Origin of the sequence: Micromonospora sp. NPDC049662, assembly GCF_040675055.1 — a bacterium.
Lineage (GTDB): Bacteria > Actinomycetota > Actinomycetes > Mycobacteriales > Micromonosporaceae > Micromonospora.
The window spans coordinates 58,059-72,310 of record NZ_JBFAOC010000028.1; the positions used below are offsets into that span (position 1 = coordinate 58,059).

Annotated in this window: 12 protein-coding genes; 7 read left to right on the plus strand and 5 right to left on the minus strand. The window is 69.4% G+C overall.

Going from position 1 to position 14,252, the window contains the following annotated elements:
- Nucleotide 1 precedes the first annotated feature (1 nt).
- Together AB0J36_RS21125 and AB0J36_RS21130 are read right to left on the minus strand one after the other, a co-directional pair.
- Nucleotides 2–1,003 (minus strand): CU044_5270 family protein, encoded by a 1,002-nt coding sequence (locus AB0J36_RS21125; protein WP_357392627.1) that lies wholly within the window; start codon nt 1,001–1,003, stop codon nt 2–4.
- Entirely contained in the window at nt 1,003–1,554 is a 552-nt protein-coding gene (locus tag AB0J36_RS21130; protein WP_357123628.1) for a sigma-70 family RNA polymerase sigma factor, read from the minus strand. Before AB0J36_RS21130 ends, AB0J36_RS21125 begins: the two co-directional genes overlap by 1 nt.
- A gap of 186 nt (nt 1,555–1,740) precedes the next feature.
- Between AB0J36_RS21130 and AB0J36_RS21135 the strand changes: the two genes are divergently transcribed.
- Complete coding sequence (locus tag AB0J36_RS21135; RefSeq protein ID WP_357392626.1) at nt 1,741–2,106, plus strand: hypothetical protein; 366 nt, start codon at nt 1,741–1,743, stop codon at nt 2,104–2,106.
- 181 nt (nt 2,107–2,287) lie between these two features.
- Here AB0J36_RS21135 and AB0J36_RS21140 read toward each other — a convergent pair whose 3' ends face one another.
- Nucleotides 2,288–3,079 carry a hypothetical protein gene (locus AB0J36_RS21140; protein WP_357392625.1) on the minus strand — a complete coding sequence of 264 codons (792 nt, stop codon included), beginning with the start codon at nt 3,077–3,079 and terminating at the stop codon, nt 2,288–2,290.
- 50 nt (nt 3,080–3,129) lie between these two features.
- A complete protein-coding gene (locus tag AB0J36_RS21145) occupies nt 3,130–3,270 on the minus strand; it encodes a hypothetical protein (RefSeq protein WP_357123619.1) in 141 nt (46 codons plus the stop codon).
- A gap of 887 nt (nt 3,271–4,157) precedes the next feature.
- Between AB0J36_RS21145 and AB0J36_RS21150 the strand changes: the two genes are divergently transcribed.
- From AB0J36_RS21150 to AB0J36_RS21165, 4 genes are all read left to right on the plus strand, one after another.
- On the plus strand, nt 4,158–4,961 hold the full coding sequence (locus tag AB0J36_RS21150; protein WP_357123615.1) for an HAD-IB family hydrolase: 804 nt from the start codon (nt 4,158–4,160) through the stop codon (nt 4,959–4,961).
- Between the two features lie 219 nt (nt 4,962–5,180).
- A complete protein-coding gene (locus AB0J36_RS21155; RefSeq protein WP_357175960.1) occupies nt 5,181–6,077 on the plus strand; it encodes a hypothetical protein in 897 nt (298 codons plus the stop codon).
- Nucleotides 6,074–7,438 (plus strand): methyltransferase, encoded by a 1,365-nt coding sequence (locus AB0J36_RS21160; RefSeq protein ID WP_357392624.1) that lies wholly within the window; start codon nt 6,074–6,076, stop codon nt 7,436–7,438. The genes AB0J36_RS21155 and AB0J36_RS21160 overlap by 4 nt, the downstream gene beginning before the upstream one ends.
- Complete coding sequence (locus AB0J36_RS21165; protein ID WP_357123606.1) at nt 7,333–7,965, plus strand: TetR/AcrR family transcriptional regulator; 633 nt, start codon at nt 7,333–7,335, stop codon at nt 7,963–7,965. The genes AB0J36_RS21160 and AB0J36_RS21165 overlap by 106 nt, the downstream gene beginning before the upstream one ends.
- Before the next feature lie 8 nt (nt 7,966–7,973).
- Here AB0J36_RS21165 and AB0J36_RS21170 read toward each other — a convergent pair whose 3' ends face one another.
- Nucleotides 7,974–8,720 (minus strand): oxidoreductase, encoded by a 747-nt coding sequence (locus AB0J36_RS21170; RefSeq protein WP_357392623.1) that lies wholly within the window; start codon nt 8,718–8,720, stop codon nt 7,974–7,976.
- A 313-nt stretch (nt 8,721–9,033) separates the two neighbouring features.
- Between AB0J36_RS21170 and acs the strand changes: the two genes are divergently transcribed.
- Entirely contained in the window at nt 9,034–10,998 is a 1,965-nt protein-coding gene (acs, locus tag AB0J36_RS21175; protein ID WP_357392622.1) for an acetate--CoA ligase, read from the plus strand.
- A gap of 243 nt (nt 10,999–11,241) precedes the next feature.
- Nucleotides 11,242–14,034: an immune inhibitor A domain-containing protein gene (locus AB0J36_RS21180; RefSeq protein ID WP_357123597.1), complete on the plus strand. Its 2,793-nt coding sequence runs from the start codon at nt 11,242–11,244 to the stop codon at nt 14,032–14,034.
- Nucleotides 14,035–14,252 lie beyond the last annotated feature (218 nt).

Below are 14,252 nucleotides of genomic sequence, written 5' to 3' on the forward strand. Positions count from 1 at the left end.
GTCAGCCGACGCGGTCGGTCCAGGCGGTGTCGATGATCATCTGGTACGCGTTGAGCCGTACCGGCGTGAGCGTCAGCATCTCGTGGGCGAGCAGGCCACCCGTATCCGCATCGAAGATCAGGAGGGACTGGGCGTCGTGTTCCCGGTCGTCGTAGGTGACCGCGACACCGGCCCGACCGGCGCGGTCGGTCACCTGCCCCCGCCAGCGCAGGCCGGGCAGGTCGGCGAGGACGCGCAGGATCTCCGCCCGGGTGGCGCGCGGTATGACGTACCGCGCGTAGAGCGTGCCGACCGCCTTGCTCGCCGATCCCGGGCCGTACTCAATCTTGAGCAGTTCCCGCAGTCGCACCGGATCGGCCGGTGGTGGCGTCAGCTCCATCGGCGGCAGCGGAATCAGCGACGACTCGGCAGCATCGGCCGGACCCTGCGGGAGTTTGCGCCGCCAGTAGGCCTGGGACTTCTCGTCGGGGTACTGCGGCTCCAGCTGGGTGTTGGCCTGGCTGCCGGTCCCGTCCGCGGCCTGCCACACCTTCGTCTCACCGACAAAGGCGACGTGGTAACGGTCGTCGGGCGAACTCATCACCGGGTCACCCCACACCTTCGTGTGGTGGTACATGTAGCGCCCGCCGCGGGTGTCGTACCCCGCGTCCTTGATCTTGCTGGCCAGCGTGCGCAGCCGCGGGCCGGCAGCCGGCGGGTCGGCGTCGAACTGGTAGGCGACCGGCACGAGCACCAGCCCCACCGCGTCCCCCGGCCCAACCGGGACGTCCGGCGTGCGCTCGCCGGACGGACGCAGCGCGGCCGCGGCGCCGGCCGCCACCGCGAGCGCCCCGGCCGTCAGGACGAGCCGGCGAGTCGGGCGTACGCGCCGATGCGCCGCCGCCTCCGCGACACCGGCACGATCGATCAACTCGTGGGCCGCGACCGAGGGCGGTGCGACGGTCGCGCTCCGAGCCGGATCGGCCGGGCCGATGAGGGTACGGGTACGGGCCACCGAAAACATCACAGCTCCTCTCGCGTGGTCGCCATCAGTGGGCGGCGGGGACGGACCGGACGGCTCGACATCGCCACGGTCAGTCGACGGCGAGCGCGGTGCAGGCGCACCGCCGTGGTCGCCCGGGTGCAGCCGAGGACCTGCGCGGCCTCGGACACCGTCAACTCCTCCCAGCCGACGAGCCGCAGGATCTCCTGGTCGAGGTCGTTGAGGGTCGCCAGCGCCGCCCGAATGTCGGCGACCCCCACGGTCGTGTCCGCACCGGACGGATCGGCCACCCGCGTCAGGTCGGCATCCACGATCGGCAGCAGATCCGGTGCGGCCCGCCGGGAGCGCCACTGGTTGGCCAACAGGCGCCGGGCCACCCCGTACAGCCAGGGCAGGCTGCGGTCCGGCACCTCCCGACGCCGCCGCCACGCGACGACGAACACCTCCTGGGCGAGTTCCGCCGACGCGTCGGCGTCGCCGAGGCGGCGCAGGCCGTACCGGACGATGTGCGCGTACTCGGCGGCATAGAGGCTGGTGAACCAGACCTCGTCGCGCTTCCCCGGTGGACCCACCCGAACCCCCACTGCCTCGGCGACTTCCACCCGGACTTGTGTCGCGAAAGGCTCGACGATTACCGCGCGGTTTGCATCCGTGACCTCGACGGGTCACCCGATCCGTGCCGGATGCTGTCAGCGTTGCTGTCGACCCCGGTGACAGGCGTCCCCGGCTGACCCGTGGGTTTGCGTACGGTCCGGCCAATGATCGTCGAGGGCACCCGTGGCTGCTGGGCCCTGTCGTTACGTCAGCGTCGCGTTGGCCTCTACGCGCACCGACCGTCGCGGTCGGCTTCTTTGTTCCTCGGCCCGGCGTTCATCATTGCAACGACGATCTACGATCTGACGCATTCGGACTTGGTCTACCGCATGCCTGCCGAAGAAACGGCCAATCAGAACGATGTTGCCGACGTCGGCCTCGAAGTGGCCGACCAGGCGGCCATCGTCGTGTCCGGCCTCTTGGCGATGGCAGGGCCCATGCGGCCGGGCGCGGGCACATGCCACGACCTGCATCCCGACGATTCCGTTCGCTCTCTGTTGCGGCGCACCGTTCACCGGGAAGCGAGGTGACTGCCGTTGCAGTACCAGCGGCGCCGTGGGTAGCTGACACGCATCGAGCAGCTGCCGTGGCTTCGCTGCCGCACTGGCACTACGCGCCTTGCCGTTGGCCCGGTCACCGTCGTCAGACAGGCACCGAAGCCGTCGAAGCGCCTAGTCCACGCCCGCAAACTTCCACAGACTCCAAATCGCGCTAGGAGACAACATTTACTAGAACTCCGATCGGTATCGATGCACCCAGCAGGAATAAAGTTACTAAACGGCGGGAACCAGATGACTGACTTCCCTCTCCCACCAATTCAAAGCCGGGGAATATCCACTTGTGCAGGCGTTCTATATAAAAAATTGGCCACGTCAGACTAAATGCAAAGGCTCCGACCGAGGTCCGGATTTCCAATCCGCTCGACTTCGGCAACACCAGGCCAACAAAGACCGCGGTAGCCGTCGCCGCCAATATTGCGAGACGGGGCCTGGAGTTCTCCGAACGCAACGATGCCCAACGCGGCACACCCTTCTCTATCTCGTCCGCCAGTCGGGCATAAGCCTGCTTGGCCCACCCCGTCCTCCGCGAGGAAACCTCAACAATAACTGCTTCATTAGCATTTCGAGCAAAAGTAACGCTCAAACGCTCCGACGGCCGAAGGGTGGCCACAAACTTCAGGCCTACGACGCTTCTTCGATCAACCTCGGGGAGAACCTCAAAAATCGGTCCCGAAACCTCGTCCTCGTCTTCAACAATTAATCCCACAAAGGGATATATCTCGTTGCCATCGCCGACAGAAGCACCACCTGGAACTCCGGCAAGATTAATGACCCCGGTCGCTTCAGCAACCTCTCCCGTCTGCCCCTCCTCGTATTCACGCTCTTTCAGCCAAGTTGAGTACAAATCTTCGACAATTCTCCCTAGACGCTCAAGATCCGCGAACTCACCCGACCACGCGTGCCATTGATGGCGTTTGCGGAAGCTGCGCCTGACAGTACTCATGGTCTAAGTCAGCCCTTCAGCGATCGAAACCTTCACAGGCACGGCACTTCTCATGCCATCCCGATCCTCCTATCGATGTCAAGCTCCGGGGATCTCTCGTTGACAGAGCTCTTTTCGTCCCGAACGCGGGACCGCGGCGTTATCGCCTTCCATCCAGTACCGTCCGGTGTGCCGTCGAGCATGGCTGCCATGCCCGCACCTACCAGTGGTGTCCTCAGGCGTTGGCACTCTTGCTGCCTTCTCGCTGGCCTCAACCTCGCCCACGTCAGGTCCCGCGGACCGCATCCCCCAACCCGAGCCTGGCCACCGGCGTCCACGGCCTGCTCGATCCGGTTCGGTCGGCTTCGGTTCCGCCACACCGATGTTCCGTCCGCCTTCACACGTTGCGACCACGCCTGCTCAGATTGGCCATCTACCCACCGCGTGGATCTCTCCCGCCGCTTCATTCAATGCGATTAGTGGAACACCAAGTTCTCCTGAGCAATGGCCTCGGCGGCTGGGCGATGGCCGCCGGGGAGGTGGCTTCGGCGGCGAGCATGGCGTACTGGCGGGCGCGTTGTGTGGCCACGGCGAGGAGGTCGTTTCCCCGGGGCCTACGCCGATGGGCTCGACGATGAGCTGTCGGGCCTGCGCAGGGCTCAACTGGGTGCGAGGCCGACGGCGCTGCAACTGACCAGCCTTCGTCGATCCGCCCTGAGCCGACGGCGGAGCAACTTCGGCCAAGGCGTCACCAGGCCGGGAGCGCTCCCTGCAAAGGGACGACCCCCGTCGGGGGGAGACGGGGGTCGTCAACGGTTCGGCTCCGGGGGGGTCGAGCCGAACCACTCAGCGGTCACGGGGGGTGCAACCGCCGAGGGCCTGTCTGTTTCGGGTATGTGAAAGCACGTCGTGCGGACAAGTCTGCCTGAGCGGGCCCGTCACGTCGAGTGGTGTTCACTCCACTCAGCGCGAAAATCTCCTCGCCGAATGTGAGCACGGTCACGCTGAGCGGTGGTGGGGGCGCCCGTCCGCAGGTCCAAGGGGTGGCCTGACCCCGGGCACCCGCCGACGATAGACCATCCGGCTAGACTTTCGCGCCGTGGGCCGAAGTGCCGCTTTCTTCGATCTGGACAAGACCGTCATCGCCAAGTCGAGCGCCCTGGCGTTCGGTCGGCCGTTCTACCGGGACGGGCTGATCACTCGGCGTGACGTGGTCAAGTCGGCGTACGCGCAGCTGATGTTCCGGCTGGGCGGCACCGACGAGCAGACCATGGCCCGAACACGGGACTACCTGGCCGCGCTCTGCAAGGGCTGGCAGGTAGAACAGGTCCGCCAGATCGTCGCGGAGACGCTTCACGAGCTGATCAACCCCTATGTGTACGCCGAGGCCGCCGCCCTGATCGAGGAGCACCAGGCGGCCGGGCGGGACGTGGTGCTGGTGTCGGCGTCCGGCGAGGAGATGGTCCGCCCGATCGGCGAGCTGCTCGGGGTGACCGACGTGATCGCCACCCGGATGACGGTGCGGGACGGCCGTTACAGCGGTGAGGTCGAGTTCTACGCGGCCGGCCCGAGCAAGGTCGAGGCGGTCACCGAGTTGGCCGCCGCCCGGGACTACGACCTGGCCGACTCGTACGCCTACTCCGACTCGTACAGCGATCGTCCCCTGCTGGAGTGCGTGGGGCACCCGAGCGTGGTCAACCCGGACCGGCAGCTCCGCAAGCTGGCCTCGGAGAACGCCTGGCCGGTGCTGGAGTTCCGGCATCCGATTCCGCTGGGCCGCCGTTGGCGGGAGCGGCCGGCCGTCCCGGTGGCGGCGGCCGCGCTGGGGGTCGGTGTGGGAGTGGCGATCGGCATCGCCTGGTACGGCCGGCACCGCCGCACGCGCGCCGCCGCCACGGCCTGACCGAGCCCGTCCGGGCGACGCACGGCCTCCACTCTCGCCGGAGACGCCACCCTCGGTAGGCATCCGCTCTCTCGGCGCTCACCCTTCACGGTGCCACCGGCATCGTCGACAGTCGCCTATCCGACACAGTTCATTATCCCCGGTCCCACGCCGTATTGAGCGGTCGCTCAAAAAGACGTACCCTCCGTTTGAGCGACCGCTCAAGACGGGGAGATTCGCATGACCGACGACAGCGCACCGACACCACGCAGAACGAGGGCGCACTGGATCCTGGCCGGGTTGATCACCCTCTTCGGAGCGGTCGTCTTCGTCGTGGTGGTGCGGCAGGGCCGAGCCGACAGCGCGGTGCTCTTCGTCGCGCTCCCGGTGCTCCTGGCCGCCGCCCTCGCGCTCGCACCCCGCCGGTCGGCTCACGGGCGGGTCTTCACGGCCACCACGATGGCCCTGCTCCTGGCGTCGGTGGCCCTGCACGAGGGCGCGATCTGTGTCCTGCTGGCCGCCCCGCTGGTCTACGCGGTGGCGCACGGGACCACCGCGCTGATCCGCGCCCTGCGGGAGGCGAACCGCCCGTACGTCGTCGTGGCCGTCCCCCTGCTGCTCCTGCCCGGCCTGGAGGGCACGGGCATCGCTCCCCGGGTGGCTCCGGACCAGACGGTCGAGGTGACCCGGGTCGTCGGGCTCCCGGTGGACCAGGTGGCCGAACGTCTCACTGCCGGTCCCCGCCCGACCGACGTCCGGTCGGTGCCGCTGCGGCTCCTCGGCGTACCGACGCCCGGACAGGTCACCGGCGACGGGCTCGACATCGGCGACCGGTGGATGTTCGGTTACCACGGCAGCGCGCACGGACCGGGCGGCCACCTGCTCGCCGAGGTGGAGAGCGCCGCGCCGGGGCAGGTGGGCTTCGACTTCGTCGAGGACAGCTCCATCACCGCGCGCTGGTTCACCTGGCGGCACGCGGAGCTGAGCTGGCGGGCGGTCGACCCCGGGCACACCGAGATCCGGGTCCGGGTCGACTACACGCGGGGCCTCGACCCGTCCTGGTACTTCGGGCCGATCCAGCAGGTGCTGCTCGGCGCCGGAGTGGGGCACCTGCTCGACATGCTGGCGCTCGAATGACCGTCGCCCGCTGGCTGAGCCTCGCCGTGCCGCTGGCCGCCGTGCTGGCCGTCGGCGCTCGGGAGCGGGACCGGTCCGTCCGGGCCGCGGGGCTGCTGGCGTTCCTGGCCGCCGGGATCGGCATCGCGGCGCTGCACGAGGTCGCCCGCCGCACCGGCTGGTACGCCTTCGCTCCGGTCGACGGCGCGTACCGGGGAATGCCGGTGGACCTCTGGATCGGCTGGGCGGCCCTCTGGGGCCCGTTGCCGGTGCTGCTCCGGCGGGCGCTGCCGCTGCCGGTCGCGCTGGGTCTGCTCCTCTGGGTCGACGCGGTGGCGATGCCGGCGCTGCACCCGCTGGTCAGCCTCGGTCCGCACTGGCTCGTCGGGGAGGTCGTCGGCCTGTTCGCGGTGGCGCTGCCCGCTCAACTGCTCGGTCGCCTCTGCGCCGACCGCCGGCACCTGGGCGCACGGACCCTCCTGCAGGTTGGCGTCTTCGCGGCCCTGCTGCTCTGGTTCGTCCCCACCCTGGCGTTCGAGGTCGGCGACGGGTCATGGGCCGGCCTCATCGCGCTGGACCGCACCGGAATCCTGGTCGTCGCGCAGTTGGCCCTGCTGGTGGCCGTGCCGGCGCTGGCCGCCGTCGCGGAGTTCGCCGTCCGGGGCGGCGGTACGCCCTATCCGTGGGATCCGCCGCGGCGGCTGGTCACCACCGGCCCGTACGCGTACCTGGCCAACCCGATGCAGCTCGTCGCCGTGGCGCTGTTGCTGTTCACCGCGGCGGTCACCGGGAGCGTCGCCCTGGCGCTGGGGGCGGTGTCGGCGACGGCCTTCGGCGCGGCGGTGGCCGGGCCACACGAGCAACACGACCTGCGCACGCGGTACGGCGATTCCTGGCGGTCCTACCGACGGCAGGTACGCGACTGGTGGCCGCGCTGGCGGCCGTACCCCTCGCAAGAGCCGGCCGTGCTCTGGCTGGACGACGACTGCGGACCCTGCGCGGCCACCTGGCGGATGCTGGCCCGGCGGCATCCGGTCGGCCTGCGGATCCGGGCGGCCCGGGAGCACGAGCGCGTGCTGTGGCGGGCGGAGTACGTGGGCGGCGACGGCCACCCGGAACGGGGGGTGGCCGCCGTCGCCCGATCGCTCGAACACATCCATCTCGGTTGGGCTCTGGTCGGCTGGACGTTACGGCTGCCCGGGGTCGCCTGGCTGGCTCAACTGCTCACCGATGCGATGATCGCACCGCCGCATCCGGCCCGTCCGAGAGGAGAGCCATGTCCGACACCAAGCAGCGTCTCCTCGACGGCGCCATCGCCGCCATCCGGGAGCACGGCATCGCCGGCGTCTCGGCCCGCACCATCGCCGCCGCCGCCGGCGTGAACCAGGCGCTGGTCTTCTACCACTTCGGCACGGTGGACGACCTGCTCGCGGCGGCCTGCCGGGTCAGCACCGCCGAGCGGGTCGAGCACTGGTCGGCGCGGCTGGCCTCGGCCGGTTCGCTGCGCGAGCTGCTCGCGGTCGGGCGGGCGCTGCACGAGGAGGAACGGCAACTCGGCAACGTCACCTTCCTGGCCCAGATGTTGGCGGGCGCACAGGCGGACCAGCGGATGGCCGCCCCCACCGCCGGTGCGCTCCAACTCTGGGTGGACGAGATCGAGCAGGTCCTGCGGAGGCTGCTCGCCGGCTCACCGTTCGCCGAGGTGGCCGACGTGCCCGGCCTGGCTCGCGCGGTCTCGGCCGCGTTCATCGGGCTGGAACTTTACGACGGGGTGGACCCGGCCGGCGCGGACCGGGCGATGGCCGCGCTCGACCAGCTCGCGCTCCTCATGGAGATCGTCGACGATCTCGGGCCGATCGCCCGCCGCGCGCTACAGGCCAAGGTCAACCGGGCGACCCGGCGGGACTGAGCCACCGCTCACGCGGCGGCGAGAACGTCGTCGCCGATGGTGGTGAGCTGGTCGGCGCCGACCTCGACGGCCGTCATGTAGTGGCGCAGCCAGGAGCGCAGCCCGTCCGGGGTGCCGGTGGCGAACGCGCCGGCCGCGCCGACGTACTCGGGCTCGCGTTCGGCGTGACCGACGTCCACGGCGAGCAGGCCGCGCGGGTCGAGGCCGCTGGCGAGCAGCACCAGCCGGGCGGCGCCGCGCGCCACCACCCCGGACGGTCCGGCGAACGGACGCAGGTTGAGCAGTTCTCCGTGTACGACGGCGGCGAGCACCAGCGGGGAGACCTTCGTCCCGCCGGCCACCAGCCCGGCCAACCCGTCGAGGCGGGCGGCGACCACCGGATCGGCGACCGGACGACCCAGCTCGCCCTCCGGCACGATGTCCCGGGCGGCGAGGACGTGCAGCCGGGCGAGGGCCTGCCGCGGCGCCTTCGGCCAGAGTTCGCTCAGACCGGGCAGGGCACCGGCGACCCGTAGCGCCCCCTGGAGCACCGGCTCGGTGACGGTGCCGGCGCGTACCTCCTCGCGCTCGTGCACGGCCCCTTCGAGCGCGGCGCTGGCCACCGCCGAGCGGAGGCCGACCTCGGCCGCGACCTGGCCGCCGTTGCGGCGCAGCGCGCGGTGCCCGAGCGCCCGGTCGAAGTGTTCGCGGGCCCGGTCGACGGCGGGCGCGATGTCGGCGAGCGCGAGCAGCGGGGCGAGCGGGTCGGTGGTCACCCCGCCACGCTAGCGATCCCACCGGGCTGATCGGCCCACACCCGCCCGCAACGCGACCCGGACCACCCGGCCGTCGGCCGGATCGACACGACTTCACCGAAGTGGGGCTATCAAGGCGGTCCGAACACCCCCACTTCGGCGATCTCGTGTCGATCAAGCGGCCCGCGCTGGCGCGCACCCGCAGCACGGCCGTCGGGCGCGTGGCGGGGGCCGCTCGGCGCGACGGGGTGGGCAGCGGTCGCCGGCCGGGGGACCCGCGACTACCCTCGTGCCCATCGAGACGCAGGTCACCCCGAGGACGAGGAGTCACGGCATGAGCGAGGCATTGGCCAATCTGCTGAACGAGACGCGCCAGTTCCCCCCGCCGGCCGAGCTCGCCGCGCACGCCAACGTCACCGTCGACGCGTACGCCGAGGCGCAGGCCGACCGGCTCGCCTTCTGGGCGAGGCAGGCCGACCGGCTGGCCTGGTCGAAGAAGTGGGACGAGGTGCTCGACTGGTCGAACCCGCCGTTCGCGAAGTGGTTCGTCGGTGGGCAGCTCAACGTGGCGTACAACTGTCTGGACCGGCACGTCGAGGCGGGCCTCGGTGACAAGGTCGCGATCCACTGGGAGGGCGAGCCGGGCGACACGCGGACTCTCACGTACGCCGATCTGCACGAGCTGACCTGCCGCGCGGCGAACGCGCTCACCGACCTGGGCGTGACCGCCGGCGACCGGGTGGCGATCTACCTGCCGATGATCCCGGAGGCGGCGGTGGCCATGCTGGCCTGCGCCCGGATCGGCGCGGCGCACAGCGTCGTGTTCGGCGGGTTCTCGGCCGACTCGTTGAGCAACCGCATCCAGGACGCCAGCGCCAAGGTGGTGATCACCGCCGACGGTGGTTACCGGCGGGGCAAGCCGTCGGCGTTGAAGCCGACCGTGGACGAGGCGGTGGCGAGCTGCCCGTCGGTGGAGCACGTGCTGGTGGTCCGCCGCACCGGCGAGGACGTGGCCTGGTCGGAGAAGGACCACTGGTGGCACGAGACGGTCGAGACCGCCTCGGCCGAGCACACCGCGCAGCCGTTCGACGCCGAGCACCCGCTGTTCATCCTCTACACCAGCGGCACCACGGCCCGCCCGAAGGGCATCCTGCACACCACCGGCGGCTACCTGACGCAGGCGTCGTACACGACGCACGCGGTGTTCGACCTGAAGCCGGAGACGGACGTCTACTGGTGCACCGCCGACATCGGCTGGGTCACCGGCCACTCCTACATCGTGTACGGCCCGCTCTCGAACGGCGCCACGCAGGTCATGTACGAGGGCACCCCGGACACCCCGCACAAGGGCCGGTTCTGGGAGATCGTCGACCGGTACAAGGTCAGCATCCTGTACACCGCGCCGACGCTGATCCGGACGATGATGAAGTGGGGCGAGGACATCCCGGCCGGGTTCGACCTGTCGTCGCTGCGGCTCCTCGGCAGCGTCGGCGAGCCGATCAACCCCGAGGCGTGGATGTGGTACCGGCAGCACGTCGGCCGGGGTGAGCTGCCCATCGTGGACACCTGGTGGCAGACCGAGACCGGCGCCATCATGATCTCCCCACTGCCGGGGGTGACGGCGACGAAGCCGGGCTCGGCGATGGCCCCGCTGCCGGGCATCGTCGCCGACGTGGTGGACGACCAGGGTCAGTCGGTGCCGAACGGTGGTGGCGGCTACCTGGTGCTGCGTGAGCCGTGGCCGTCGATGCTGCGCACCATCTGGGGTGACGACGACAGGTTCATCGAGACGTACTGGTCGCGGTTCGAGGGGATGTACTTCGCCGGCGACGGCGCGAAGAAGGACGACGACGGGCACATCTGGCTGCTCGGTCGGGTGGACGACGTGATGCTGGTGTCCGGGCACAACATCTCGACGACCGAGGTCGAGTCGGCGCTGGTGTCGCACCCGTCGGTGGCCGAGGCGGCGGTGGTGGGCGCGACCGACCCGACCACCGGCCAGGCGATCGTGGCGTTCGCCATCCCGCGCGGCAGCACGGACATCGCCGGCGAGGCGGGTGAGCAGCTCATCGCGGACCTGCGCAACCACGTGGCGAAGACGCTCGGCCCGATCGCCAAGCCGCGGCAGATCATGCTGGTGCCGGAGCTGCCGAAGACCCGCTCCGGCAAGATCATGCGTCGGCTGCTGCGGGACGTGGCCGAGAACCGGTCGCTCGGCGACGTCACCACCCTGCAGGACTCCTCGGTGATGGAGCTGATCTCCTCCGGGATGAGTGGCGCGAAGTCCGACGAGGACTGACGACAGACGTACCCCGATCGGTGGGTGATGGTCCGCACGGACCGTCACCCACCGTCGTCTTTTGTGGACTTTGACCGTCGGGCGTACCACCGGCCGACGGTCCGACGGATAACGCCTGCATCACGTTCCCGCCGTTCGGCCGGATTCTCATTTAGTTTCACGAAGGTCGGCTGGCCCTCGACGCGACGCTGCGTGCACGGAGTCCGCCGGCTTCCCTCGCCCATGCCCGAGAAACGGAGCGGCATGAACAGAAACTCCCAACCGGGGTCGCGTCGACGACTACTCGTCGCGCTACCCGTCATCGCCCTCGCGGCCACGTCACTGACCGTGAGTGGCAGTGCGGCGGCACAGCCGTCCACCACCCCCCGGGCGGTGATCGGGGCTGACGAGTACTACATCAACTACGCCGAGCCCGAGGTCCAGCCGGACACTTCCGGCCGTGAGGTCAAGGGCAAGAACGGCGTCTACACCCCCAAGGTCGACGACGCCCGCGCGTTCGACCAGAAGCACGCGCGGGGCAACCCGGTGACGGCCCGCCAGCTCGCGCAGATCGAGGCCAAGTCGATCAAGACGGGCAAGAGCCCGCGCCAGATCAAGCAGGCGCCCAACACGCAGACGGCGAAGCTGCTGACGCTGCTGGTCGAGTTCAACGACAAGGCCAACGACGACTTCACCAACGTGATGGTCCCGAAGACGGTGTTCGAGGACCGGACCTGCGTTCCCGGCACCGTGCAGAACGGGCCGAAGCACAACAAGATCCCGGACCCCTCGCGCCTCGAGCACGAGGACAACAACTCGATGTGGGTGCCGGACTTCTCGCCGTCGCACTACAACAAGATGCTGTACAGCAAGAAGGGCATCACCGAGCGGGTCCGCAAGGACCTCAAGGGCCCGGACGGCAAAAAGGGCATCGACATCTCCGGTCGCACGATGCACAACATGTACCTGGAGATGTCCAAGAACGCGTACACGGTCGACGGGCAGGCCAGCCCGTGGATCACCGTGCCGCACTCCGAGGGCTGGTACGCGGCCAACCGCTGCACCCAGGACGAGAACGGCAACTGGGTGCCCGGCCGGGAGCAGTCGATGAACGGCCACCCGGACAACCCGGCCGGCGCGAGCCGGCTGGCCGGCGACGCGATCGAGGCGCTCGCCGCCAAGGACCCGACCTTCCCGTGGGCCGACTACGACAAGGAAGACCAGGCCGACCGCGACGGTGACGGCAACCTCTTCGAGCCGGACGGCGTGATCGACCACCTCGTGCTGGTGCACGCCGGCAAGGGCAAGTCGAGCGGCGGCGGCAGCCAGGGCACGTACGCCGTGTGGGCGCACTCCTCCTCGGTGCCGGGTGGCTTCACCATCCCGGGCACCAGCCTGAAGGTGTCGAACTACATCGTGCAGCCGGAGGACGCCGGCGTCGGCGTCTTCGCCCACGAGTTCGGTCACGACCTCGGTCTGCCGGACCTCTACGACACCTCCGGCAACGCCGACTCCGACGTGGACTTCTGGGACCTGATGGCCTCCGGATCGCACTCGGGTGAGATCTTCCAGGCGCTGCCGACGCACATGGGCATCTGGGACAAGTGGGTGCTCGGCTGGGCCGACCCGCTGACCATCCGTCCGGGCTCCAACCCGCGCGAGGTCAAGCTCGGGCAGACCTCGCGTACGCCGATCGACGCCGAGGACGGCATCAAGGTCGACCTGCCGGACAAGGTGACCGTGCTGGCCACCCCGCACAGCGGCACCAAGATGTGGCACAGCAACAACGACCAGAGCTGGGCCGACGTCAAGCTGAGCCGCTCGGTGGACGTGCCCAACGCCGCGGACTCCAAGTTCTGGATGTGGAACAACTACATCATCGAAGAGGACTGGGACTACGGCTTCCTCGAGCTGTCGACCGACGGTGGCACCACCTGGTCCGAGCAGAAGGTGTATGCCGAGGACGGCACGGTCGTCACGACGCCGGACAACTACGGCGACCCGAACGGCCGGATGAACGACTTCGGTGGCAAGAAGTACGGCCTGACCGGCAGCACCGACGGCTGGCGTCACGACTACGTTGACCTGTCGGCGTACGCGGGCCAGACCGTGCAGGTGCGACTGCGCCTGGCCACCGATGAGGCATTCGAGGAGCGCAACTGGTTCGTCGACGACTTCTCGGTCACCGGCGGCGGCGCCACCGTATGGAGTGACGACGTCGAGGGCGGCGCCAACGGCTGGACGACCAGTGGCGGCACCTTCGTCGACACCACCGGCGCGGGCTGGAAGGTCTCCGGCGGCACCGAGGTGCACGCGCAGTACTACCTGGCCGAGTGGCGCAACTTCGACGGCTTCGACAAGGGCCTGAAGTACGCCTACGACACCATCTACTCGCGCGACGCGTGGAAGGTCGACCGGATCTCCTACAACGCGCCGGGCATGCTGGTGTGGTACCGGGACAGCGCGCTGGGCGACGTCAACCACGTCACCGGTCAGATGACCTCGCTGCCGAGCTACGGCGCCAAGGGCGGGCTGCTCATCGTCGACTCGCACAACGAGCCGTACCGGCGTACCGGCACGGCGGCCGAGAAGGACCCGTCGGTGACGGACAACCTGCCCAGCCGTCCGCAGTCGTCGAACGCGGCCTTCACGCTCCAGAAGACGTACCCCTTCACGGAGTGCCTGGAGGCGGCGGGCGAGCCGTACAGCGCGTACTGCACGAAGTTCAAGGCCCTGCCGCCGGTGAAGGGCTTCACCGACGCCAAGGGCTGGTACCCGGGCATCGAGATCCGCGACGGTGCCGCGTACGCCCGGGACAACGACGCCTCCGTCGTGATCCCGTCGCGTGGCAACGCGCCGTACACCACCCGGGTGACCAACCCGGACGGTAGCCCGGCGCCGGACTACTACGGCGTGACGCTGGGCGGCGGCGCGATCGTGCTCGGCACGGGCAACCCGGCCGACGCGGGCGTGCAGAACGGCGTCTCGTTGACGATCCGTAAGGCGGCGAAGGACAACTCGTCCGCCACGATCTACGTCACCCCGGCGACGAAGTGACGGTTTAACGGGTTCGGCAACTGACGGTGGGGCCGGTGGCGGGAACGCCACCGGCCCCACTGTCGTTTCATCTGATCTTATTGATCGAAATTCATCGTTGCGGATGTCGCCGTCCGGTCCGCCCTGACTCGAGCGCAGATGAAGCGCGGGGGTGTGACGGTGAAAAGCATTCCCAACAAAATCTTGCAACAAATCGACGCGTGCATCTTCCCACCCGT